This is a genomic window from Spirosoma gilvum (assembly GCF_054776815.1).
This window is the reverse complement of the sequence record NZ_BAAHBH010000006.1, coordinates 29,317-53,033: the sequence shown is the minus strand read 5'-3', so window position 1 is coordinate 53,033 and position 23,717 is coordinate 29,317. Positions and strand designations below refer to the sequence as shown.

Genomic DNA, 23,717 nt, shown 5'->3' with positions numbered 1-23,717 from the left:
GAATCACTAATATTTCTTAGCCCAACAGGTATGCAACCCCCTTCAATTGATGAGTTAGAAATCGAGTTTGGTACCGCGATCCTGTCGGATCTGACGGGGCAATCGTTAACCCGAAATCGACAACCAGTTCGGCTCTTCGATCAAACCAAACATAGCAGTGAATATTTTTTTCGAGCCGATGAACAGGGTAAACCCTACATCCAGAATTTTCAGGAAGGAAAGCGCTATTACCCCATTACAGCGTATTGTCAAACTTATGGAGTCGACTATACAGCCGCTGTTAGCGAGCTAGGCCAACGCTACTTATATATTGCTGACATAAGCTCAGTCAAACCACGTAGCCGTGTGGACCGCCCGAGCGTCTTGCCTACCCCACCGGTTGATTATCTGTCGAGAGCGCTTTACCAGAAGTGTCAAAGTCGGTTCGAACGAAACGGGTTCTATGTCTACCTGGCTAAATTATTCGATCCATCAATGGCCCATGCACTCTTTGCCATCTACCAGCTAGGCACTTCCAGGCGATGGCTATTTGAAGGAAGTCTGGCTACCTGTTTCCCTCAAGTTGATCTTGAGGGAAATCTTCGGCAGGTAAAAGTTGTTCCCTTTCATCCCCTTACCGGCCGAAGGGCTAAGGCACACCAACCAGCCTACCGTCTGAACACGCGCCTAAATCAGTATGAGCCGGATGAGTCCGAAAAAGTATGGTTTGCGGGGCGAAGTTTTGCGGGCTCCGATACCGCCAATTTACAACAGTGCTATTTCGGCGAACATTTACTAGGTGAACAGCCCGAAAAACCTGTTGCCTTGGTCGAAGGCGAATCAACGGCCGTTGTGTGTTCTGCGATCTGGCCCGATTATATCTGGTTGGCGACAGGCGGCAGTAATGGCGGAAAATGGAATGACCCTAATCGATTCGACGTATTACGTGGTCGAAAAGTTGTCTTATGGCCCGATTCAGGAAAATACGAGGACTGGAGCCAAAAAGCAAAGGACCTTTCGGCCATTACAGCCTCCTTATCGATTAGTCGCTACGTGGAAGAAAACATCCCTGCGGGAACTAGCAATGTCGACCTTAGGGACTTACTCACCTGGCCACGGTATACCCCTCAATCGGGAAAACCAATCTTTGGGGAAGTACTCGCTGTTGAATCATCCGACAGTTACCCCATGGAGTGGGATGATGGATCCCAACCCGCTCAGAAACCTTGTTGTGAACTTCTCAAATTTCCTCAGGCTCCCCTGGCCTGGGATTCTACTCAGCAGCTACGCCGAATACGCTGGTGTGTCATTCCTTCCCACCTATCAGATGAAGTGTATGACGACTGGTTAGTCAATAAGGCCTGACCCTAACATGGTTTAAATCATCTTTTCCCCCAGTAAGCAACCCGCATACTCTTATGAGTCTTATTCACCTACCTCAAATCAGAGAGCTTTACCAGGAAGCCCAGCTTCGGAAGCATCTTGTCGACTCGTACTCCTATACGCCCAAAGCCGAAATGGACACCCTTCTTGACGATGCGATGATGGTTAGTATCTTTCGGATGCACAGTCAGGCCAGGAACTTACTTGACCAGCTCACCAAACTCCATCAGGTCTGCTCAGACTTCGCCAGTGGCAAACTGCAAAACTATTTAACGCAACATCTTGCCGATACGGGCGACAAGGAATCCTTCGATCCCTTTTTCGAATTAGACTATCTGTTTAACGGTGAAACCATTTATGATTTGCCTTCAACTATTGAAAGCTACGAAGAACTATATGCTATGTCGTTGAATTTCGCCAACATTCGACAGGCTGCCGATCGGGCCTTTGAGTTGGCGTTTGAAGGAAAGCTCAACTGGCATTTACCCATTCAGGAAGGGAACCAGACCCGATATGTACCCGAAAACGAATTACCGCAGGATCTGGTCAATAACTTCCGCTACGAACAGCAAATCGCCAACATCCAGATTGAGTACTGTTTAGACCGGTATAACCAGTTCTACAGTAATTGCCTTCGAATTATCCAGCTCCATCGGACTGATGGCACTATTCAGGAATGCGCCCGTGAAATCTTAACGCTAATCAGCGATTAACGCATTCTAGTAAACAATGGATTTAAATTAAATCCTATACATAGCTCTAAATCATCGTTACGGGATTTTCCCTATTCGCTTATACCAATACGGATTATGCACAAAACACCTGCCCAGCTTCAGCGTGAACAGCGAGACAAGACGATTTATACCAAATATGTCAAGCTAATTCAAAAGGGAGCTATGAAAACGGCTGTAATGATTCATTTGAGCAAGAAGCTAAAGGTTTCACCAAAGACCATCTACAACGCCATTCAACGGACCCAACAGAAAACCAGCCGATCATTTTAAAACCCCCATTTTCGGGTGAATTAAACGATTAGGAAGCCCCCCTACCAATCTGTATAAGATCCCTCTCCTTTACTTCATAATCACGGCGTGACATTATGTTACGCCGTTGATACTTAGTTCGTAGCACCTTTAACTACTTCATAATCAACGGAACCGGAAATAACGGTTTCGATAATGGGCTTTTATTCCCCTTAGTTTGAAAATAAAAAGTGAAATCAGCTTCCCAGAATCTATTTAGAAGTATAGAGCCTATTAGTTCTGTATATCTAAATAAATGTCAAACAAGTCACAAGTCGACTTTTACTATTGCGCTGGCAAGGCCGCGTTGAATAGTAAACTGAATCACCAGCTGGTTCAGCAAAAGCGCTTCTGGGCGCTGATCCCTCACACCCTCTTTCAGGGTAAGTTAACAACAACCTGGGTTCCAGCCGGACAGGATCCACCGTCGAAGGATGCTATCTACGTAGGTAGTGGACGCATTGCCGAAACCTGGGTTAGTTGTAGTTTCTGGTAAGCCAAATCAGACCAGCATCCTGGATAATCGATCCAGCCAGGTAGTTTTTATTAACTAGTAAAATTATTACCTGGCTGTATAACTACCTGATTATCAGAACTACCAGAAAGAATGATAATTGAATGAATTAGTGCTCTTAAAGAAATATTGGCCCATTGGAACTATCCAGGCGGCTATATATGTTCCCAATATGGGAGCACTCGACAGCTCCTTGGCATGTTTCCTCCAAGTGAATCCTAAAACTGAAATTTGAGCAAATGAAAACCATCCACTTATTTCCCCACAAACCTCGCAATAGCCATGCGCCTGATTACCCGGAAATATATTATCAGTTCCTATACCCAACATTCAATAGCGAAAACAAGTCTACAGGCCTTTGTAGCTGAGGTTGAGAATGCTGACTGGAGTAAGCCCAGCGATGTGATCGAATCGTTTCCCAGTGCGGATGTGATTACTGGCAAGCGTTTTGTATTCAACATCAAGGGGAATACCTATCGCCTGATTGCTGATATAGAATTTAAGAAAAAACTCTTTTTTGTCGTCTGGTTTGGGACCCATGCCGAGTATGACAAAATCGACGCGTCCACAATAGCACATGCTAAAAATTATTAAGTCAGAAGCCGAATACGATGAAGCGATTCAGCGAATCCATGAGCTCATGCAACTGGATTTAGTGGATGATTCGCCTGAATCGGATGAGTTGGACCTTTTGGCGCTGATCGTAGAAGATTACGAACGCAGGCATTACCCCATTGCTCCGCCTACCCCCCTGGAAGCCATTGCGTTCCGGCTGGAGCAACTGGGCAAGCCAAACAGCGAACTCAGCAAGATCCTGGGAGGTCGCAACCGTCAATCAGAAATCCTTTCCGGAAAGCGAAAGCTGAGCCTGGAAATGATCCGAAAACTACATTCCATGCTGGGTATTCCAGCCGAAAGCCTGATAGCTGCCTATTAGGCTTTTTATTTTAATCATTTCTATAAATATATAATTATATAATTATTGATTACTTTCTTAAAACCTATATGAAATAAACCTTCCTGAATTTGTATAGCTTTGGGTAAAGAGGAATTACTATCCAAGCAGCTATGGAAGAACTAGAATTTATCATTTCATCGAGAACAATCCATTTAGGTGATACAGGTGATCGCGATTTCCTGGCCTTTATCCAAAAGAAAATTGAAGGCATAGAGATCTATGAGATGAAGATTCAACCTGGTGTGATCTACGCCAGTGCCAAGCAATGGAAAGTTGTTGGCAATGTTAATTCACTAGTCAGTATTCTGGCAGCGGCTTTGTCGTTTTATTTGGCTCTCAAACCAGACGCTCCTAAAGAGAAGGATCCTAAACCCCAAATCATTGTGAAGATTGATAATGCGGGGCAAAACAACGTTTACCGAATCGGGACAGATATTAAGAATGAGGAGGAGCTAATCAGCCATCTCAGAGACAGTATAAATTTACTTAAAACACAACTTGAACTACAGCAGACTAAATCAAAACTTGACTCTATTCGTCATTCACCCCATTGGCAACGAATCCACTAATCATGAGTAAACAACAATTAAATGCCGATTTAGAGAAACTTTATAGGTATGTAAGACCAATCGGTGAATTAACATACGGGAAATCTAGCAAAACAAAATATGTGCTCAACGACCTGACCAGGAAGATTAATGAAGCAATTACTTTCTTTCGTGGTGTAGCCCTTCCAGATCAACTTTTAGAAACTCGTGAAATAGCCTTAAGTGAAATGGAGGCTGCTTACGCGGCAATTCAAGAAGAATACAGCCTTCAAAAACCCGATTCGAAAGGTCACGAGTTTGTCACTAGCTCGATTGACAGTCAATCCACAATAATCAGAAATGCGTTGAAACGATTTGATGCCAAAGCATCAGCATGTCTGGATAACTCCTAGTCTACAGTCTGTTTGGGCATAATATTGATGTTTCGCTTGTATATAATTATATAATTGATAGTTTATAGTTTATATAATTCCTCATTTATATAGGTAAGCCCAGGCCTTGACTAATTTGGGGCCATGAAGGTAATCACCATCGCTCATCAAAAAGGAGGAGTCGGTAAAACGACGCTGGCCATTAACCTGGCTTATGCTTTCGCTGAAGAGGCTAAAGTTGGTATCATCGATGCAGACTTACAGGGATCAGTTTCGGACCTTCACGACTTCCTGACTGGAGTTGACATCGTGGATCTGGATAGGTTTCTATCTGGCAAACTCACGGAGTATGACCTAATCGTAATTGACACCCCACCCTATCTATCGAACCGGTTAGAAGAACTGTTTTCTATTTCGGATTACGTACTTGTACCAACGAAAGCCGGGATATTAGATGCCAATGGCCATTCGAGCCAAAGGAGGAGGTTGAACCAAAATTCACAAACAGCTAATGGTAGTTTGAAAAGGCATTCAGGGATCTGGGTGCCTTTTTTATTTCTATTGATTCCTATCTGCTATTTTTAAAACTTACTATCACACCTCAACGATAACTAATTATTTACTTTATCGCTATGATACTATTACTGCTTTTAAATAGGTCTGATAAACGAGCAAAACTGAAGCCGACAAAGAAATAACCTGGTGATTGATTTGCAGGGGATAGCATATGAAGATTTATTCCGTATCCTAAAAATATTTTATTTCTAAATAAGCCAAGTTGTAAGCCAGTGCCAATCTCAACATCTTTTTCTGTGCTGAAGTCCAGATAAGAAACATTTAACCCAATAGATGGCTCCAAGAAATTTGATAACCTATTTCTTCTCCTTAGTATAAACTCATCATGATTCACCTGATTATTTTTTGAGTTACTAGTCTTAGAATTTCGCTCTTTACGAGTAATGTTTAGTCCTCTATCTTCCCGGTTAAAAGTCCACATCAGCACAGCACCACCTGCCCCTTTAAAGTTAGATGGAGACACTGTTGATGGTCCACTATTGATACTAGGTTCATTTGTACGTTTAATTAAAGAAAACATATCGGCTATTTCTACTAGCCATCCAGTTTCTCTTAAATAGTACTTACCAACTGGCAACCTTGGTGAATTGGCAAGACTGTCTCTTTTAGAATCAAGAATCCATGTTAAATAGATATTCATTACTTCTCCACTCTTAGCACCGCTTTTACCGAGATCAATGGTTGCATAAATTAGCTTTTTATAAATCGTTCGTCCGGCTACCGTAGATAAACTGTCAGCAACAGTTTGAAAGTAACTGTCAATAAAATCAAAATAGAGCGCTTTTTTCTTTGTATTTTCACTGAGCGTAGAATCAAAAACCACTTTGGGTGAATAACTTCTTATATTATTTTCAAGAAATTTCAGCAAAATGCGCTCTAAAGTCGTACCATTAAAATTGGATAAATCAGTAAGTAATTTAGTTGAACTTGTAATTAAATTGCTGTTATAAAGCAATATAGAGTCAATCTTAGGATCATCTTCCCTATAACTTATATTTATTTGTGATAATCTTTTTTGGTTATTAATCAAATTAGACTTTAATGATTTGTAGCTAATTAAATCTTTGTTTAATAATAAGAAAAAGGCTTTAGTTGCGTCTTCGCCCGCGTTTTCAAACGAGCCTAAATAATCTAAAACTAAACCTGTACGATCAATATTATATTCCAAAGCACCACCGAATAACTTATTATACCGCTTTCTAGAATTACTATACTCAGTATTATAGGAATTTATCATACCAGAAATGGTTGATCTGAGAGACTGGACATTTCTGGCCAACAAAATAGATCTATCTAGTGTTTCGATTAAATTATATCGAGACTCGTAATTACTATTTATCAATTGATTTGTAGCCAATTTTCTCAGCTCGATAGCATCATTTTTTATATCTTCAAGGTTAGGGTTAGCGTTTCCAAGCTGATTTATAATCGTTTTGTATTTTGAGTCTATGGTTTTCCTTAAATTAAAGTCATCTAAGGTAAACGATAGGTACCCGTTAATAATTTCATACATTTTATCAGCCTCTTTTACCGAGGAAAGCATATTAAGTAACTTCTTAGCTATTTCAGAAGGCGCTTCTGATTTTACGCCAATTGGAATCCTTTGAACGCCTATTTCCGAATAGGGATTAACTTCAATTTTCCTGGTTCCATTTGCGCCAGAAATTTCTGCTTCAAGTGAAACGACGCCTTCAAACTCTTTATTCTGACTTAATCCAGTTTTCGAGAAATCAATTCTAATTTCACCATCTATATCGATCAGGTGAATTTTTTGGTTAGGTACACGTTCTCTGGATTCCCAATTCCATAACGTATCCATCTTATCACGATTCAAAAACTTTTTGTATTGAATTGTAATATATTGCCGAGGATCTATTTGATTAGGCACATCATGTTGATCCGTTATGCTTTGAGCGTATGCTATAATACTGAAGGTGGTAGACAATAAAATTATAAGGACTTTAATGACGCGCTGCATAATATAGTTTATTTATTTTCAGTTTTATTTACTTATTAGTATTCAGCTTTGCCTTTTTGATCGAATTCATAAAGTAGCAGCTAGTCTTTAACAAATGTTGTATTAATTAAAGATGGAGGCAACGGGATTTTTCCCGTTTTTACCTATCAGTTAATATCTTGTCGTGATCTTGCACTGGTTATTCCGAAGTAGTTTTCGAACCTCTCTTTGTAACTCCAACTAACAGGGGACTCTAGGGAGGCTTTATCTTTATGGAGAAGCTTGGGTTTTACGTTATACAACCCATGGGATTCAGATCCTGCTTACCAGGAGCCTGGCTAAGTTGCTAGTGAGCTGGCCAACGCCAATACTGCCTCGCCGTTTTTGGGTATAAAGACATCTAAAACACAAGTTTCGCCACTTTCTGTTTTCTTAACATTTCGGATGCTTGCGCAATCATGTCGCCTGCCATCGAACGCCCAACCAGAATAACCGGTCCTGGTTGGGCGTTATTTTTGTACGTAGTCATTGAGAGTAACTGTCGTAATGGGCGTTTTCCGTCGCTATGAACAGGGAAAGGCTATAATCAAACCACTAAACGCCGAATTTAAAGCAGCTCCTTGATTTCATAGATGAGGTAGTAGAGCTCATTTTTTAGTTTTACGTAGCCTTCCGTTTTTAGTCCAAAGAATTCAGCTAGCGCAATTTTACCATCTAGTTCGTAAATGGCGCTCATCACATCGTATTGATGATAATGCAGGTTTTTGTTTACTAGTATATCGGCTAGGGTCAGTCGATGCCACTCCATCATATAGGCCTGACAATCGAGTGTTGTTTGTCTTTCGGGTTCCTGCGTGAGTAGTTCCATAGCCCAATAAAGATACAGCCTAATGACCGGTAATGGAAGTGAAACAGACTTGGATTTAGAAGCGTCTATTCAGAATGGACGGAACCTCCCGTAAGGGAATGGAAGTGGTATAGACTTGGAGTTGGAGAGATAGTAAAACTCACTACTCCTTGAAGTCTGTATTATTTAGGTCAGGGAAGAAAACGCCAAAAATGTAATGTTTTGTAACGGTCAGACCCCGAAAATGTAAAGTTTTGTCAAGTCCATGGCTGGTAAAACACACATAAATAGCTCCTCAAAAACATCGGATTTTATCGGAAATTATCGGATTTTTCCAGGTAAATAACCAACATAGGGGGTTAAGGATATGCTGTTTCAGCACACCCTTAAGAATCAACTGGAACTTGGATCTAGGTAGGGAAAGCTGGTAAAAAGGTAGGGAATGGTAGGGTATAGTAGGGTTTTTAACCTTTTGGCAGAAAACTCATTTAGCTATTTCCATTACATCCGATGTAAACCGAAAATGTAAACTATTGTAAACTGATAAATAGGTAAGCGAGTTGGGGAGGGTGAAAAATGTAGTGTCTTCCCCAAGTTTAGAAAAAAACCATTTAGCTATCTACAGACATCGAATGTAAAAGAATTGGCAGATGGTCGTAAAATTCCCTACCATCTTTTTGGCCATCTATAGGCATCGAATGTAAACCCGTCGAAATGTAAGCTTTGAGGAGGTCATGCTAGTGATCAAACGGGAGGGCTGACTAGCCAAAAAAGTAAACTATTGTAAATGATTGTAAACTTATAAATAGGTGGGTAGTAGGGTTGATTGAAGAAAATATAGGGTATTGTAGGGTATTGTAGGGTATTGTAGGGTTGTAGTAGCCATTTTGTATTGGCTAATTGATCGCTGGGAAAAGCCCGAAAAGTAAAGTTTATGGTATGTAAGGAAACGTTTCCCCCTCCCTTTTATTATGAAAAGTCTCCAGGAGGGGGAAAGCTGAAAAATGTAACGTTTTGTAACGTTTTTCAGCTCAAAAAGGAATGGTAAGGATGGGTAAGGGATCCGGATCATAAAACCTAGTCCTCATCGGTGCTGATCGATTCAATTCAACCGGCGAAGCCCTCCAAAAACATAAAGTTTTCTAAGGTTTTCTAAAGTCGTTCGGGATGTTAATGGGCAGGAGGGGTTCCTGAAAATGTACGGGAATGTCCAGTTTTTAGCTGGCCGTGACACGACTTATCGGCAAACACAGGTCGGATTTCTTGAAAAAGGTCGGATAAAGTCGGATTTTCAGCATCGATCGGGCATAAACGGGAGCGTTTGCCGTTTCTGACAAAATCCGTCACTTGACTTTATAAACACAATTCAATGTCTCATTTTGAGGAGCCTTTACTGAGATGGTATGTTTTGCGCATAGTTATTATTGGTCTACCCAAAATTTAGCCAATCCGCTCAAAAAAATCTTCTCGTTAGCGTTCTCCAACCGGGGAATTCAGTTGTGGCAATCCCTGTACGTCTCGCCGATTCCAAGCTCAGTAGAGGAACGGAATTAGACGCCAAGTATGCTGACTATAGGCTGAGTAGCCCGGAAGTACTTGCCGTAAGAACTGTTCTTCCCGGCTTATTTTCACCACATAGATTCCACACAAGATCAGTAAGCCCGTCAAGCTTGACGGGCTGGGTTGATACAGGGTCGTACCGAAGGAGGCCGAGAGAAAACCCGTATACATCGGATTACGAACGTACCGATAGGGACCGCTAGTCACTAAGGTCTGGTTTTCGACTTGCTGAATGGCACCACTCCAGTTATCAGCCAGCACCTGGCGGGCCCAGGCCCCCAACATCATGCCCATCAGCATCAACCCCATTCCTACTTGGTGAACCCAGTGAGGCATAACGGAAAAAGGTTTAGTGAACGCCATGGGTAGTGGATTGAGCAACAGGATGAAGGATAGTACGACGAGTGCTACATGGATTAGCCGATACCAACTCGTCTTAGATTGCTGCTGCACTTGAACTCGACGGCGTGTTGTATACCCCCAGATGGCCCAGCCAATCCAAAAAATGCCCCAGGTAATTAGAGCAAAGTAAGTGGTGAACATAGTGACAGATTCATTGCGTACAGCTTAGGTAACTGAGGTAGCGGTCAATTTGTGTTGTAAGCCAACTGTATTAATTCCGTTCGGTGGCGTGATGCGTGAAGCGGTAGGCTATACTAAAAAGCCCAAATCATAGATACGACCTCGTCTCAGGGAGGAGCATTTAGTAAGACTAAGAAAGGCTATCATATTCAACCTTTACCTCTCTGTTTAGTTGAGCGTCCCGTTTTCTTACGGGTTGCGCTTGACTCGGGTAATGGCTTAATCAACTCGCTGCTGGGCCCCCGATTGGAGCTAACAACAAATGAAGCTAGAAAAGCGAGAAACGTGATGAAGGCGATGATGCCGCAGTAGACAGCAATCCAACTAAAAAGATTGGCCCCGGTAAGCTCGCGCTCGCTTAACAAACTCCCCAGTATTCCCGAAATAGCGGCTCCACCCAGAGAATACAGCACTAGTTTGAGAAATAACTTAGCACTCGTTGTCATGAGAAATCATTTTTTCGCCTTGTCGATTTAGTGGCGATTATGAATAACCCGGCCCAATCTATAAAACGAATCTATAGTAATTCTGAAGATGGCTGAACGCACTCTTGTGACGGCCTATCCATACGTTCAGTTGTCACTAGATCGTCTACTCCCCTGATGTTATGTGGATGTTGCTTCGATTTTTTTCCTGCTGCTGGGCTAAAAGCTCCCTGAGTTTGAGCAATAAAACCCAATCCGCTAAGTGAGAGGCTTGATTACTGACCAGATTAATCAGGTGCATTACCTGCTGACTGGTCAACAATTGGCTGACTTGGGTTGTCCGTTGTTGACGCAATTCATCCAGACACATCCGCTCAATATGCTGACGCTCATAGAGTAGATTGACGGAAAGACTATCCCCATCCTTAAGGGTATCTGCTGCCCGAAAGACCTTGATGCGAATGATAGAGGTGTCAGGCTGAAGTAACCCTAAGCGGATTAACTCATCATAGAACTGGTTCCAACTGGTGAATTGCGCGGGCAATTCTCGGTGATAGGTAAGTGTCTGACCAGTTGAAGGAGGCTCTGTTTTCTTCATTCAATAAGATGCTGCATAGCGTATTCGCACCATGCGTGGTTATCGATTAATTGTACAAGTTTGGAAGAGCTACGGTGTAAGCCCTCTAAAATGATACCAAAACAGCTTCCTAGTCGGAATTTCCGGCTGATTATCATTACCATAGACAGCAGTAGGTATGTTGGGTTTAATTCGGTAACTATGCCTGTCGAATTTTTCTTATCGAAAAAGACATCCATAGGTGGGATTCGCAGACTTCAACAATTAGACTGTTGAATTTTCATATGGTCATTAAACCGTTTCGTACTTTAAGGAGAATAGTACGAAACGGTACGCTGTACCTCATTAAACGCCCGAATTATTGATACGCAAATCTCTTTTAGTCTCAGGAGGGAGGGTATTTTGAGACGATATAACTCGGATAGTATCGCCAAACGCGGCACGGCCGTTTGGTACCGCTCCGCGACCCGGCGCCTCTCGTACTAAAAATCCGCCATTTCAGTTATAATTTGTTGGTTTAGTGCTTCTTAGGGCATTGACCATGCGATAAGAACATACGGTATGCTTAAAAACTATTTACGTACTGCCCTCCGCAATCTCTGGAAGCATAAACTCTTTTCGGCTATCAATATTCTGGGCTTAGCCGTAGGTATGACCGTTTCGGTCCTAGCCCTAATCGAGCTTAAATCGGCTTATGATTATGATCTATTTCATCCCTTCCCCCAGAGAACCTACCGAATTCTGACGTATAAAACATTCAAGACCGGTGCCAGACAACTCTCAGGCTTTGCACCCTTCCGCTTAGCCGATGAACTGGGCCGCTACCAATTTATCCAGCAAACGGCGACGGCCTATACCCTATCTTCCGAATTCTATTCAGATCAAGGACCAGCCTTCACTCTACGCTCTTGCTTTGTGAACCCGGGTTTCTTCAATGTGTTTGGCTATAAGATCCTCGCCGGCCATTTAGATCCGGCTCCCTTCAGCATGGTCATTACCCCGGAAACCGCTACCAAATTCTTCGGGAAGCAAAATCCCATTGGCTTGTTTGTCACGGGGCGGGACAGCGTCGCCTATAAAATCACTGGCATTATTCAGAAAGAAACGAAAACCCATCTCAAGTTTGATGCCCTTATCTCCATAGCTACCCTATCCCTCGTTGATCCAACGGCCAACGATCCAGCGGGCTCAAAAGGGGTGGAACAAAGCAGCGTGTATATTCTGCTCAAACCTGGCTTTGATCCCACTCTAGCCCGCAACGCGTTACACGTCCTGGCCCAAAAACCAATCCCTTCCTTCACCACCGATGAGTCGATCAAAACCGTTGAGTATGACTTGCAGCCCCTGGATGAGATCACCCCGGCCTCCGATCAAATCGTTGGTTTCTCAGGGACGGTCTCAGCCACTAAGCTCCTGGGCCAACTCAGTGTCGGACTCGTAGCGCTGTTTCTGGCAGCCTTTAATTATGTTAATCTGACCTTGGCTCGCTCGATTTCCAGGGCCAAAGAGGTGGGCGTTCGTAAGGTGACGGGGGCTTCGAAAGGGCAGTTGTTTGGCCAATTTGTCGTCGAATCAACGATCCTGGCGATTATCGCGGTGTTGCTCAGTGGGTTACTGCTTCAATTACTACGACCAGTTCCTCAAATCAACGCTATTTTAGGGCGCACCGTTTGGGACCTAAAGCTTTACGGGCTGTTAACGGGTTTTACGTTAGTCACCGGGCTACTTTCCGGACTGGCACCAGCCCGCGTCTTGGCATCGACGAATCCCATCCTAGCCATGAAAGGACGCGGAGCCATCCAAGTGTGGAGGGGCTTAAAACTGCAAAAAGCGCTGGTGGTCACGCAACTGACGGTTTCCCTGACCGGTATTATCTTTATGATCGTCATGCTGCGCCAGCAGCAGTATGATGTGGCCAGTGACTTTGGGTTTACTTACGAGAATATCTTAAATATCAAGCTGGGAAGCGTGAATAGCCAACTCGCCAAAGCCGAATTGGTACGCCAGCCGGGCGTTGAACGGGTTAGTGCGGTGTCGCATTGGCTGGGAGCCCGACGGGGGCGTACCAATCAAATAGCCACCCTTGGCGTTAAGCCAACGATTACCTCCGCTGAAATCGTCTCGGCTGATGCCGACCTATTGCCCCTGGCAGGCTTGACCTTACTGGCTGGCACCAATATTCACTCAAGCGGTAGTCAGCCCGCCGTGGCCGATGCCCTCTTAAATGAAATGGCTACCCAGAGCCTTCACTTTACGAGTCCAGCCAACGCCATTGGCCAACTGATCCAACTGGAAGATTCCTCCCTGGTGCGGATTTGCGGCATCGTCAAAAACTTTCGCAACGAACGAATGACGCACGACATCAAGCCGATTTTACTTTATGATCACCCAACGGGCTATAAGCTTCTCCAAGTCAAAGTGGCCGCTGGTGTGGACCACCGCCAAGTCAGGCAAGCACTGGCAACTCGCTGGAAAAGTCTCAATCCTGCTGACCCCTATGAAGCCGAGTGGTACGCTGATCAGCTCTACACTGCCAACTCGCATGGCGATGACATTGCCTTTTTGAGTACGATAATCGTACTGGTGCTGTCGATTGGCTGTTTGGGCTTACTGGGGATGGTGACCTATAGCACGGTAAGCCGAACGAAAGAAGTGGGTATCCGCAAAGTGATGGGCGCTCAAGTACTCCAACTCATTTATCTGCTTTCCCGAGAATTCGCCCTCTTATTAGGGGTTGCTGTCCTGATCTCTTTCCCGATTAGCTATCTCATCAGTCGTGCCTTTTTAGATACGTTAGTTTATCGCATTTCTCTGGGGGCAGGCATTTTTATAGAGGGCTTGGTGGGCGTGGCGTTACTTGGCGGCTTGACGATCGGTCTGCAGACCTGGCGAGCCGCCTTGGCCGATCCGGTGAAGAGCTTGCAAAGCGAATAAAGACTCTGTTGATTGGGTTTGAAGAAAGCACTGAGTTTGCCTCAGTGCTTTTTCTTATATCTTTAAACGCCCATTTTGTGGCACAGATTAGTCAACTTGCGTCGTCATAGAAAAGATACATATCAGTATGGATAATCCACTTACCAGATTAAGCTAAACGCCTTCATTGTCTAAATCAGAATAAGGAACTTGATGAAGTGAACTTTTGTAGTTAACTTAGTCTAAAAATTCATTGCCATGGCCCTTGCATTGCCGATCATAGCTCCCAGTCCATCCCTGCAGCCCCGGCTCTTGACCGAGCAGGAAATCATCACCCGCAGTCGACAAGGCGTGCTGCGCGCAGAAGCCGACCGCGTGGCTGCTTTGATTGGCTTAACCGATAAGGAGTTGGCGGCTGCCCTGGGCTTATCCGCTTCTTACCTGCATCGGCTCAAGGTGGATCAGCGTATCAGTCAGGATGCCTCCGAGCGGCTGTTGTTGCTGGAGAACCTGCTTCTACACGCTTTGGATACCTTCGAGCAACGTAGTAAAACCGTCCTTGGCTGGCTACGCTCCCCCTTACGGGAGTTGGACTACCAAACGCCCTTACAAGCTTTGGACACCGTTACAGGCTATACGTTAGTCGACCGGGTGCTGGGCCGCATTGACCATGGCATCTTCGGATAAGGTATGGCTATTGTTTATCGCGTAGTGCGCCAGAAGTATGCCGACCGTCCCCTGGATGTTACCGGTACGTGGCTCAATGGAGGCCGTTGGAATCCACCGGGTGTTGGCATCCTCTACACGGCCGAGCATCCCGCTTTAGCTTTAGTAGAGATCCTGGTGCACATGCCCCAAGTGCCCTACGATGAGTTACCTACCTACCGGTTGTTGAGTCTGGAGTTACCCCAGGATAGCCAGCGGGTAGTGGACGCGGTTGACCTACCGTCTTACTGGCAGGAAAACACCTACAACCGGAGTCAGCATATTCTAGCCGATTGGCTTGCTAAGCCGGATGTGTTAGCCCTAGGTGTACCCTCCTCCGTGATGCCATCGGGCATTAACTACTTACTCCATCCAGCCCATAGTGACTATGGCTCAATACAGGTAATTGACGAGAAGCCTCTGGTGATTGATCCCCGCTTGTGGTCGAAGTAACCAAGGCAACAGCAATCCCCTTCGTCTCAAGAGGGAGCCATTTTTGAGACAAAGAATCAAAGGTCTATAGCTTTCATCCTTTAACCCCTGTTTGGTTGGCCGCTTATGGATGTGACCCTGTCGCCAATAGCCTGCTGATCCTAAAAGATAATCACAACCTATAATGGGTAGTTTTAAGGATGGTCTGAAAAATACGTCTTTAGAAAGTTTTGTTCAGATCGTTAATAACACTTGGGCTTTCAGGAGCCTGAAAAAGTAAGGCATAATCTCTATGACTCATGCCTTCAATCACAACCAGATCTGCTTATGTACCGGCAGCCTTTATATGAGTTCGCACCGTGCTGCCCAATAAAAGGCCACTGGTTCTACTGACAAGAAAGGTGGGAGAAAAGCCAGAAAGATCTCCATAAATTGGGGATAGATAAGCTGATTTACACGGCAATAACCTGACAAAAAATTGCGTCAGGTTATTGCCGTGTAAATCAGCAAGGAATCCGTTTTAAGCCAAAGCCTATTCCTGAATCAGTAATCGTAATGTAGTTGAAGACTGGCCAGCAGGTGTTACCTGAATCAGGTATAAACCACTGGAAAGCTGGCTGGTATTGAATCGATAGGGTTCCGTAGGGGCAATATCCAAGTGGATTTGTTGGAGCGAGCGGCCCAGCAGATCGTTCACTTGTAGATTGACCGGTTGACCACCTACAGGACTGAGGTCAATCAATACAAAGTCGTGGGCTGGGTTAGGAGATAAGCTGAACGTCTTTTCGGGTTCGACAGCACTAACGCGAGCACTGGCCGGACACGCTGTTTCGATAAGGCTCCATTGCTGGTTCTGTCCCAAACCAGCTGTCTGTTGGATGATCGACGCTCCTTCGGCCGTGCTGACACTCTGCACGGTCAGAACTTTACTGGAATTCCGGTTAATAAAGGTATAGAAGCCATCGATGTTCCGTTGGGCGGACCATTGCTGATGAGAGCCCCCCCAATACGTCCACTGTTCTGTCAATGCATTATCGGCCGTCGATGAGTTAGTTACCTCAATCCCTTTTTGCGTGTGCTGCACCGAAATGCTGTAGTAAGCACCCCCGACAGACGTAAAGCGCCACTTCTGCCAGGGCTGATCGGTGTTCGTGTTCTGTTTCAGTGTGGCCCCATCACTCGGCGCCCCCCCAGGAACGTTTAGGGTGAGCCCACTGCTCCGTGATTGGATGCGGTAACACTTGGCCGGGTCAATGCTGGCGGCCGAGGTAATTGAGCTCGGTGGAGAGGTAGTCGTCGAAGAAGGCGGGCTAGTGGTACAGGAACGCTCTTCGATACTCCACTGCTGGTTCGTACCTCCGCTGGGTGTATTCTGAATGATCATGCCTCCTTCGATCGTATTGCTATTCTGCACTTCAAGCGCCTTGCCCGAATTCCGGTTTGTAATCTGGAAATAGCCGCTGGTAGTTCGCTGGAGAGCAAAGTGCTGGTTGTAGCTCCAGCTTCCGTTGAAGGTCCATTGCTGAATGCCAGCGCCATTATCCTGCGATCCATAGACCACATCCATGGCTTTGTTGCTATGCAAGGCTCCGATTTTGTAGAGGCCACTACCTACCGATTCAAAGCGCCAGCCTTGAGCAAGCTGGTTGGCATCGGTCCGCTGTCGGATGGGCGCCCCATCGTCCAGCGAACTGCCTTCTACCCCCAGCACTTTCCCACTGAGCCGGGACACCACCCGGTAGCACTTGCTGGGATCAACGACCGAAACAGAACCAGGGGGCGTGGTTTGATCCGTGTTCAGCGAGATCGTAAATAGCTGGCTGGCGCTTCGTTGCCCTTTCGTATCGATCACGGTAAGTTGGGCGGTATACGTACTGATGGTACCTGACCCATGCTGGCCTGTTTGTATGGAAAACGTTTTCACCTGATTAGCGCCGTACAAAACGGTACCATCACTAAAGCTCCACTCATAGGCAAGCACGTCGCCGTCGGGATCGTAGGATTGGTTGCCGGTGAAGGTCACGCTCAGGGGTGCAGAACCAGACAGGGAACTCGTTGTCGCCACCGCTATCGGCGGACGGTTGCCGGGTGCAGTGACTTCTACGCCCCCCGACCAGGTACGGTCTTTGCGTGCATAGACCCGGAAAAAGTACTGCACCCCTGGTGTCAGATCGGTCACGGTTACCGATGTGCCACTACCCTGATAGAGGACCTTACCCCCTAAAAAGTCTGACCCATTACCGGTAAAACTAGGATTCGCTGTGTAATATAAGTCCTGAGGTATGCCGTTAGACTGGGAAGCCGCCTTGCCCAGCACCAGTACGTCGTCGAAGGGGAGGGTCGGATTGGTCCAGTTGAGCCGTACACTGGTGCTGCTCAGGGAGGTAGCCGTCAGGCCCGTCACGATCAGCTTAGGCGAGTTGCAGTCCGGGTAAATCTTGACGGAATCCTGCGCTGAAAGACCAGCGATATCCGTCACTTTCAGCGTGAGTACGTAGTAGTAGTCTTCGCCATTGATGCAGCCCGCGGGTTGTACCGTAAGGGTAGGAGTAGCCTCCAAAGCGGTTGTCTGCAATTGGTCTTGACCGTTTTGGCGTAGCTTCATCTGCCAAAAATACGTCAGGTTACCCGGTGATTCGTCTGTAACGGCAGCGGTTGCGGTGTAGGTGGTGGCTTTATCAAGAACGTACTTAGAGAGATTAGCCGGCGTTGTGATCCTGGCCGTTGGGGCCGTATTGCCCAGCGACACATAAAATGTTTGGGCATTACTGATTGCCCCTTTGCTATCCGATACAACGAATTTAACCAGATAGCTTAGCACGGGATTGCCTCCTCTACCCTGGGTTTGGGTAAACACTTTCACCGGGTTGGCCTGGGTAGACGTAGTGCCATCGCCAAAGTCCCATTGGTAGGTAATTGGATCGCCATCGGGATCATAAGATTGACTGCCCGTAAACGTTACGCTCAGGGGCGCTGTACCCGTTAACGACGTAGCCGTAGCCACCGCTACCGGCGACTGATTGGTAGCCGTAGTAGTACAGCTACGTTCTTCGATGCTCCACTGCTGTTGCTGCCCAGTTCCCAGCGTCATCTGGCTGATCTGGGCCCCCTCAGCTACACTGGAATTACGTACGGTAATGGCTTTGCCGGAGTTGTGGTTGACAAAACTGAAGTAGCCTTCCGAATTACGGACCAACCGCCATTGTTGTTGAGCCCCTCCCCAATAGGTCCATTGCTCGATCAGCGCATCATCGACCGTCGAGGAGTTAGTGACCTGCATACCTTTCTGGGTGGATAAAACCGTGATACTATAATAGTCACCGTCGGCAGGTGTAAATCGCCAGCCCTGCGTAAGCTGATTGGTGTTGGTTTGCTGGCGAAGCTGGTTGCCATCGCCCTGACCATTGCCATCCATCCCAATCACTTTGCCGCTGAGCCTAGACACCAGCCGATAGCACTTACTGGCTTCTACTACTGAAACGGAACCTGGTGCCGACAGATGAATGGCTGGCGAAGTGAGCGCAGGCGCTATAGGGGATAAGTTAGCGTTGGTTGAGCCTATTGGCCTCGGCAGCCCGAACACGGCGAGTTGACTTACCCAAAAACAAAGGAGGCTACTAAACAGAATGTGGCCAGCGGCATACCACTTTGGTATGAAGGTAAACATTGAGCGCATATGGGTTAGATGAGTAGAATAGAATTTTAAAAGACAAAAATAACGAGTGGGGCCACTGATTTTGGACCACTAAAACAGTGGCCTCACTCTCATCGCTTAGAGCCCGGAAATAATACGGGCATAGACGTTGTTGAGCCGGTTCACATCATAACTGCCCCCACTGTCATCGGCCACATTCACCGTGATGTTGGACACACTACCCGAATTGGCACTCGTCCTAATAATGGTGAAACCCAGACTCAGTGTCCCATTGGCCACCACCGACTCGCCCCCGTTCAGACTCAGGCTTAGCTGCTGACCCGCTACACTCTGGCTCACCTGCCACTGGCTGTTCTGCACCGCTACCGGGTTAGTCGTGCCCCCCGACACATTGATGCTACTTAAGGTATTGTCAAAGCTCACACTATAGCCCGCCGGAACCGTCAGGGTAATCACGATACTCCCACGCGCCGTTGAGCCATTGACCTCCTGCAACTGCATCAGCAAGTCTTTACTGCTGCCAGCGGGAAAGTTGGCATCGGGCAAGCTCAGGGTCGCCGACAGGTCGGGACCTGCCAGGGCCGTCACGCTCACCAAAGCTGACTGGCTACAGGCTCCCGTCGTTGCCACCACCATAAAGGTTTGCACACCCGCCGTGGTCAAACTCACCGAGACGGCTGAGCCGGTGGCCGGACTCGTCAACAGGGTCGTAGCCGGTACGCTCCACTGGTAGGTGGTGGCTCCGCTAGCCGTCAGGCTCACCACCACCCCCACATTGGCCTGGGGCAAGGAGGAACCAGCCCCTATACTTAGCGCCGTATTACTAAAAATGGAGGTGGTGGCCAGAGCCGTACACCCATTGCTTCCTGTTACGGTCACTGAGTAGGTATTCGCTGTGGTGAGACTACGGATGGCATTGGTCGAGTTGTCCTCCCACTGGTAGGTTGCTCCCCCGGTGGCGGTGACGGAGATGCTGGTGGTGCTACAGGTCAGGGTGGTGCTGGCGGGGGTGAGAATCGTAGCCAGCGGGAGTGGATTGATGGTAACAGGTGTCACCGCACTTCCCGACTGACCGTTGTCGCTCACCAGCAGGGTAAAGCTCTGGAGCCCACTACCGCTGGCCGTCAGGCTCTGACTGTAAGCAGTACTGGTCGTACTACTCGTTAAGGAAATGCTGCCGTTAGTGAGGGTATAGTTGTAGCTGCCCGTCACGTTGCCCACTGTGGCAGTAAACGTGACGGGACTGCCCACGCAGACGGTAGTAGCCGTAGCGGCAAAACCTGTTAGGGTGGCATTGGGCAGGTACTGAATAGTGAACACCGTTGATGCCTGGTTGCCATTGCCAGCCGCATCCTGTGCTACGCTCGCGCTTACACTGACCGAAACAAGGCCCGCTGTTGTGGGTGTCAGGGTGGCGGTGTACGAGGTGCCGGAACCAGCGAAACCGCTCAGCGTCCCGTTGTTGATATTTATATCACCTGCCACCAAACCCGTCACCGATTCAGAAAACGTCACGCTCAGCGGAATCGGGCTGGTGTTGGTCGGATTCGGGGCCGAGCTGCTGATCGTTATAGTCGGTTGGGACGTATCAATGGTGAAGGTGGTCGTGATACTGGTGGGTCCCGTGTTGCCCAGATCATCCGTCGCTCTGGCCCGAACCGTATGCGTTCCGTCCGTTAACGGAGTGCCAGACGTATAGGTCCAGTTCCCCGATCCAGCCGTTAACGCTGTACCACTCACTGAACCATCCACCAACACCGTGACTATGCTGGAAGGCTCGGCTGTTCCGCCATAGGTCGGCGTGTTGTCGTTTAAGATGGTTCCATCCAGAGGGGCCGTAACAACTGGCGCGATGGGTGGGGTGGTATCAACCGTGAAGGAGATGGTGGTACTGTTAGGGCTGTCAAGGCCATCTAGTGTCGCTCGGGCATACACGCTATGCGCGTTATCAGACAGCGGACTAACGGGCGTGAAGGTCCAGTTGCCACCCGCGTTAGTCGTTATTTGGCCCACATTGTTGCCATCAACGAATAGTGTCACCGAGCTTCCAGGAGTAGCCGTGCCCGAGTAGGTCGGGGAGTTGTCGCTCAGCCGACTCCCATTGGCGGGTGTAATGAGTTGTGGGGCAAGGGGAGCCGCAATGGTCGTGAACGATTGCACATCGCCATAGCTGGTACCCACTGCGTTGATGGCATAGGCCCGTACCGAGTAGATGGTATTATTGGTCAGACCCGTAACCGACTGGCTAAAGCTGCCCAGCCCGGAGCCGATGGTGACTTTGGTATCGGTGGTGGTCGGTATACCGGTACCGACAACGTACACTACCCCGCGTTCGGTTACCGAAGCTCCCCCATCGGCGGTTATTGTACCACCCAGTACGGCACTGGTCCCCGACACGTTAGTGGACGGAGCGGTAATCACAGTGGCAGTGGATAAGCTAACGGTGACGCTGGCCGTTGCTGTCTGGCTACACGTGCCCCCGTTACTAACTACTACTGTAAAGGTCTGTACTCCTGTTTGATTGAGCGTGGCTGAGACTACACTCGTCGTAGATGGGCTACTCAGATCGACTCCGGCCGGGGCCGTCCAGCTGTAGCTGCTGCCGCCACTGGTGCTCAGACTAACCACACTACCCAGGGCAGCGATGGTAGAGCTGGGTGTAGCCTGGGCCACAAAGGCATCGCTACCCTGGCCACTGGCGCAGAAGGCATCAAAAGCCGCATCACTGCCCCCACCGGGCAAACGACTGTTGCCAGCGAAGTTCTTAACATTAATACCGCACAAGGCTGACAAGGAAGCTGGCCAACACCCACTCAACTGGTTACCACGCAGATCAAGCCATTGCAGATTAGTCAAGCCCCCCAGACTCGAAGGAATACTGCCACTCAAACGGTTACTATTTAAAAGCAGCCATTGCAAGTTAGTCAAGGCACCCAGACTCGAAGGAATAGTACCACTCAACTGGTTGCTACTTAAATACAGCAATTCCAGATTGGTTAGCGAACCTAAACCCGAAGGAATGGAGCCGATCAACTGGTTACCAATTAGATTGAGAAAGTTCAGGTTGGTCAAGGTACTCAGACTGGCTGGAATAGTGCCGCTCAACTGGTTAAGTTGCAGAATAAGATCGGTGACCCGTCCCCCTTCACAGGTCACACCGTACCAAGGACCACCACCGTTACCCGTGCAGGGGTCACAGCTTTGTAGCCAGCCTGTTGAGTTCCCCCAACCCGGCCCATTGGTGGCGTTGTAGAGATCGACCAAGGGCTGGTAGTCGGGGTGAGCGCCTACGTTCACCGTCGTGCTGGCAAAGCTCGTACTACCGTTATCGTTCACCAGCAAACTGAAGCTCTGGAGCCCGCTACCGCTGGCCGTCAGGCTCTGGCTGAAAGCGGTACTAGGGGTGCTATCCGTCAAGGAACTGCTGCCGTTGGTGAGGGTATAGTTGTAGCTGCTCGTCACGTTGCCCACGGTAGCGGTAAACGTGACGGGACTGCCCACGCAGACGGTAGTAGCCGTGGCCGCAAAGCCAGTAATAATGGGAGCGGTAGAAGCACCCTGTTCATAACGGTCGATGGTGCCGTCGGCACGGCCTATGAGCATATCTAATAACCCATCACCATCAATGTCAGTCACGCACGGCTTGGCATTCGTACCCACATCGATACCATTGAAGCTGCTCGTTATTTGTGTCAAAGAAGAAGTATTCTCTGCACTTTGCTCGAAGCGATACATCTTGCCACCCCCTTCGCCGATCAGCACATCAATCAGCCCGTTGCCATCCAGATCTATGCAGAACGGGAATGTGTTGTTGGTCAGGCTTAGAAAATTAGATTCGACACGGGAAAAGCCTATAGTATTTACCCCGTCCTGTTCGAAATACCCCACAAAATTATCGCCTTTGCCCGTCAGGAACTCCAGCGCACCGTCCCTGTTAAAATCTGTCATACCCACTACGGCATAGGTTGTTGTTGCTACGTCCCCAAAACTGGTCGTTACCTGACTGAAGGTTGTTGCATTCACCGCCGTCTGTTCATACTCATATACAAGGCCGTCTGGCCGACCTAGCAGCACGCTGAATTTACCGTCGCCATTAGCGTCCACGATGCAGACTGATACGCGCCCGCCCATGTTGATCGTCCCAGAAGCCTCACTCAGACTACCTAAGTTAGTAAACGTAGTGGCGTTCGCAGCGGTCTGTTCATAGCGGATCACTGTGCCATCGGACCGACCCACCAGTAGATCAAGCCGACCATCATTATCTAAGTCGCCTATAGCCGGTGCTGCTTGGGTGCTACCACTCACGCCCCCAAAATTGTTGGCTACCAGGCTATACGTAAGATTATTGCTGGCTCGCGTCACGGTGAAGGCAGAGGGTGACAACCCATAGCCATTGGCATTGGTGACGTTGACAGGTTGCTTAGAAGCTCCTCGCGGCACAATGGCCGTAATCTGGGTATTGGAATTAACGGTGAATGAAGCTGATTTCTCACCGAACCGCACACTAGTAGTGCCCGTGAAACCGGTACCATTGATGATAATAGAAGTCCCCATCTCCCCACTCGAAGGAGAGAGACTGCTAATAACAGGGGATTGGGCCTGAGTAGCCTGCATTCCCAATACAAAAAGTAAAAGACAAAGGACGTAGTGATTCTTCATAGAAAAAATGGACGTTAGTTATATGGCAGACGGCATGATGAATGAGCCCGAAAC

The 23,717-nt window shown here is 47.5% G+C and carries 20 protein-coding genes; 12 read left to right on the top strand and 8 right to left on the bottom strand.

The window, feature by feature from the left end:
* The first annotated feature begins 30 nt into the window (after positions 1-30).
* From ACYVFD_RS16735 to ACYVFD_RS16695, 9 genes are all read left to right on the top strand, one after another.
* The gene (locus tag ACYVFD_RS16735; RefSeq protein WP_461091410.1) at positions 31-1,344 is read left to right on the top strand and encodes a DUF6371 domain-containing protein; all 1,314 of its coding nucleotides are present in this window, start codon (positions 31-33) and stop codon (positions 1,342-1,344) included.
* 53 nt (positions 1,345-1,397) lie between these two features.
* Positions 1,398-2,075 (top strand): hypothetical protein, encoded by a 678-nt coding sequence (locus ACYVFD_RS16730; RefSeq protein WP_461091409.1) that lies wholly within the window; start codon positions 1,398-1,400, stop codon positions 2,073-2,075.
* 96 nt (positions 2,076-2,171) lie between these two features.
* The gene (locus ACYVFD_RS16725) at positions 2,172-2,366 is read left to right on the top strand and encodes a hypothetical protein (RefSeq protein WP_461091408.1); all 195 of its coding nucleotides are present in this window, start codon (positions 2,172-2,174) and stop codon (positions 2,364-2,366) included.
* A gap of 274 nt (positions 2,367-2,640) precedes the next feature.
* Positions 2,641-2,880 carry a hypothetical protein gene (locus ACYVFD_RS16720; RefSeq protein WP_461091407.1) on the top strand — a complete coding sequence of 80 codons (240 nt, stop codon included), beginning with the start codon at positions 2,641-2,643 and terminating at the stop codon, positions 2,878-2,880.
* Positions 2,881-3,180: 300 nt separating this feature from the next.
* Positions 3,181-3,492, top strand: a complete 312-nt coding sequence (locus tag ACYVFD_RS16715; RefSeq protein ID WP_461091406.1) for a type II toxin-antitoxin system HigB family toxin — start codon at positions 3,181-3,183, stop codon at positions 3,490-3,492.
* On the top strand, positions 3,476-3,835 hold the full coding sequence (locus ACYVFD_RS16710; protein ID WP_461091405.1) for a helix-turn-helix domain-containing protein: 360 nt from the start codon (positions 3,476-3,478) through the stop codon (positions 3,833-3,835). The genes ACYVFD_RS16715 and ACYVFD_RS16710 overlap by 17 nt, the downstream gene beginning before the upstream one ends.
* A gap of 131 nt (positions 3,836-3,966) precedes the next feature.
* Positions 3,967-4,425: a hypothetical protein gene (locus tag ACYVFD_RS16705; protein ID WP_461091404.1), complete on the top strand. Its 459-nt coding sequence runs from the start codon at positions 3,967-3,969 to the stop codon at positions 4,423-4,425.
* A 2-nt stretch (positions 4,426-4,427) separates the two neighbouring features.
* Entirely contained in the window at positions 4,428-4,796 is a 369-nt protein-coding gene (locus ACYVFD_RS16700; protein WP_461091402.1) for a hypothetical protein, read from the top strand.
* Between the two features lie 123 nt (positions 4,797-4,919).
* A complete protein-coding gene (locus tag ACYVFD_RS16695; RefSeq protein WP_461091400.1) occupies positions 4,920-5,360 on the top strand; it encodes a ParA family protein in 441 nt (146 codons plus the stop codon).
* Positions 5,361-5,394: 34 nt separating this feature from the next.
* Here ACYVFD_RS16695 and ACYVFD_RS16690 read toward each other — a convergent pair whose 3' ends face one another.
* From ACYVFD_RS16690 to ACYVFD_RS16665, 6 genes are all read right to left on the bottom strand, one after another.
* Positions 5,395-7,329 (bottom strand): hypothetical protein, encoded by a 1,935-nt coding sequence (locus tag ACYVFD_RS16690; RefSeq protein WP_461091399.1) that lies wholly within the window; start codon positions 7,327-7,329, stop codon positions 5,395-5,397.
* A gap of 379 nt (positions 7,330-7,708) precedes the next feature.
* Positions 7,709-7,837: a hypothetical protein gene (locus ACYVFD_RS16685; protein WP_461091397.1), complete on the bottom strand. Its 129-nt coding sequence runs from the start codon at positions 7,835-7,837 to the stop codon at positions 7,709-7,711.
* 78 nt (positions 7,838-7,915) lie between these two features.
* Complete coding sequence (locus ACYVFD_RS16680; RefSeq protein WP_461091395.1) at positions 7,916-8,176, bottom strand: hypothetical protein; 261 nt, start codon at positions 8,174-8,176, stop codon at positions 7,916-7,918.
* A gap of 1,512 nt (positions 8,177-9,688) precedes the next feature.
* On the bottom strand, positions 9,689-10,258 hold the full coding sequence (locus tag ACYVFD_RS16675) for a methyltransferase family protein (protein ID WP_461091393.1): 570 nt from the start codon (positions 10,256-10,258) through the stop codon (positions 9,689-9,691).
* Positions 10,259-10,446: 188 nt separating this feature from the next.
* A complete protein-coding gene (locus ACYVFD_RS16670; protein WP_461091391.1) occupies positions 10,447-10,743 on the bottom strand; it encodes a hypothetical protein in 297 nt (98 codons plus the stop codon).
* A gap of 145 nt (positions 10,744-10,888) precedes the next feature.
* Positions 10,889-11,320 (bottom strand): hypothetical protein, encoded by a 432-nt coding sequence (locus tag ACYVFD_RS16665; protein WP_461091389.1) that lies wholly within the window; start codon positions 11,318-11,320, stop codon positions 10,889-10,891.
* 540 nt (positions 11,321-11,860) lie between these two features.
* Between ACYVFD_RS16665 and ACYVFD_RS16660 the strand changes: the two genes are divergently transcribed.
* From ACYVFD_RS16660 to ACYVFD_RS16650, 3 genes are all read left to right on the top strand, one after another.
* Positions 11,861-14,233: an ABC transporter permease gene (locus ACYVFD_RS16660; RefSeq protein WP_461091387.1), complete on the top strand. Its 2,373-nt coding sequence runs from the start codon at positions 11,861-11,863 to the stop codon at positions 14,231-14,233.
* A gap of 237 nt (positions 14,234-14,470) precedes the next feature.
* Positions 14,471-14,899: an antitoxin Xre/MbcA/ParS toxin-binding domain-containing protein gene (locus ACYVFD_RS16655; RefSeq protein ID WP_461091385.1), complete on the top strand. Its 429-nt coding sequence runs from the start codon at positions 14,471-14,473 to the stop codon at positions 14,897-14,899.
* A gap of 3 nt (positions 14,900-14,902) precedes the next feature.
* A complete protein-coding gene (locus ACYVFD_RS16650) occupies positions 14,903-15,370 on the top strand; it encodes an RES family NAD+ phosphorylase (RefSeq protein WP_461091384.1) in 468 nt (155 codons plus the stop codon).
* Between the two features lie 511 nt (positions 15,371-15,881).
* Here ACYVFD_RS16650 and ACYVFD_RS16645 read toward each other — a convergent pair.
* Positions 15,882-19,016, bottom strand: coding sequence for an RICIN domain-containing protein (locus ACYVFD_RS16645; protein WP_461091382.1), 3,135 nt, complete (start codon positions 19,014-19,016; stop codon positions 15,882-15,884).
* Positions 19,017-19,121: 105 nt separating this feature from the next.
* On the bottom strand, positions 19,122-23,663 hold the full coding sequence (locus ACYVFD_RS16640; RefSeq protein WP_461091381.1) for a beta strand repeat-containing protein: 4,542 nt from the start codon (positions 23,661-23,663) through the stop codon (positions 19,122-19,124).
* Positions 23,664-23,717: the final 54 nt, after the last annotated feature.

Excerpts from the sequence above, each read along its gene's own strand:
- ACYVFD_RS16735 (WP_461091410.1), top strand. The coding sequence starts at position 31 with ATGCAACCCCCTTCAATTGATGAGTTAGAAATCGAGTTTGGTACCGCG.
- ACYVFD_RS16730 (WP_461091409.1), top strand. The coding sequence starts at position 1,398 with ATGAGTCTTATTCACCTACCTCAAATCAGAGAGCTTTACCAGGAAGCC.
- ACYVFD_RS16725 (WP_461091408.1), top strand. The coding sequence starts at position 2,172 with ATGCACAAAACACCTGCCCAGCTTCAGCGTGAACAGCGAGACAAGACG.
- ACYVFD_RS16720 (WP_461091407.1), top strand. The coding sequence starts at position 2,641 with ATGTCAAACAAGTCACAAGTCGACTTTTACTATTGCGCTGGCAAGGCC.
- ACYVFD_RS16715 (WP_461091406.1), top strand. The coding sequence starts at position 3,181 with ATGCGCCTGATTACCCGGAAATATATTATCAGTTCCTATACCCAACAT.
- ACYVFD_RS16710 (WP_461091405.1), top strand. The coding sequence starts at position 3,476 with ATGCTAAAAATTATTAAGTCAGAAGCCGAATACGATGAAGCGATTCAG.
- ACYVFD_RS16705 (WP_461091404.1), top strand. The coding sequence starts at position 3,967 with ATGGAAGAACTAGAATTTATCATTTCATCGAGAACAATCCATTTAGGT.
- ACYVFD_RS16700 (WP_461091402.1), top strand. The coding sequence starts at position 4,428 with ATGAGTAAACAACAATTAAATGCCGATTTAGAGAAACTTTATAGGTAT.
- ACYVFD_RS16695 (WP_461091400.1), top strand. The coding sequence starts at position 4,920 with ATGAAGGTAATCACCATCGCTCATCAAAAAGGAGGAGTCGGTAAAACG.
- ACYVFD_RS16690 (WP_461091399.1), bottom strand. The coding sequence starts at position 7,329 with ATGCAGCGCGTCATTAAAGTCCTTATAATTTTATTGTCTACCACCTTC.
- ACYVFD_RS16685 (WP_461091397.1), bottom strand. The coding sequence starts at position 7,837 with ATGACTACGTACAAAAATAACGCCCAACCAGGACCGGTTATTCTGGTT.
- ACYVFD_RS16680 (WP_461091395.1), bottom strand. The coding sequence starts at position 8,176 with ATGGAACTACTCACGCAGGAACCCGAAAGACAAACAACACTCGATTGT.
- ACYVFD_RS16675 (WP_461091393.1), bottom strand. The coding sequence starts at position 10,258 with ATGTTCACCACTTACTTTGCTCTAATTACCTGGGGCATTTTTTGGATT.
- ACYVFD_RS16670 (WP_461091391.1), bottom strand. The coding sequence starts at position 10,743 with ATGACAACGAGTGCTAAGTTATTTCTCAAACTAGTGCTGTATTCTCTG.
- ACYVFD_RS16665 (WP_461091389.1), bottom strand. The coding sequence starts at position 11,320 with ATGAAGAAAACAGAGCCTCCTTCAACTGGTCAGACACTTACCTATCAC.
- ACYVFD_RS16660 (WP_461091387.1), top strand. The coding sequence starts at position 11,861 with ATGCTTAAAAACTATTTACGTACTGCCCTCCGCAATCTCTGGAAGCAT.
- ACYVFD_RS16655 (WP_461091385.1), top strand. The coding sequence starts at position 14,471 with ATGGCCCTTGCATTGCCGATCATAGCTCCCAGTCCATCCCTGCAGCCC.
- ACYVFD_RS16650 (WP_461091384.1), top strand. The coding sequence starts at position 14,903 with ATGGCTATTGTTTATCGCGTAGTGCGCCAGAAGTATGCCGACCGTCCC.
- ACYVFD_RS16645 (WP_461091382.1), bottom strand. The coding sequence starts at position 19,016 with ATGTTTACCTTCATACCAAAGTGGTATGCCGCTGGCCACATTCTGTTT.
- ACYVFD_RS16640 (WP_461091381.1), bottom strand. The coding sequence starts at position 23,663 with ATGAAGAATCACTACGTCCTTTGTCTTTTACTTTTTGTATTGGGAATG.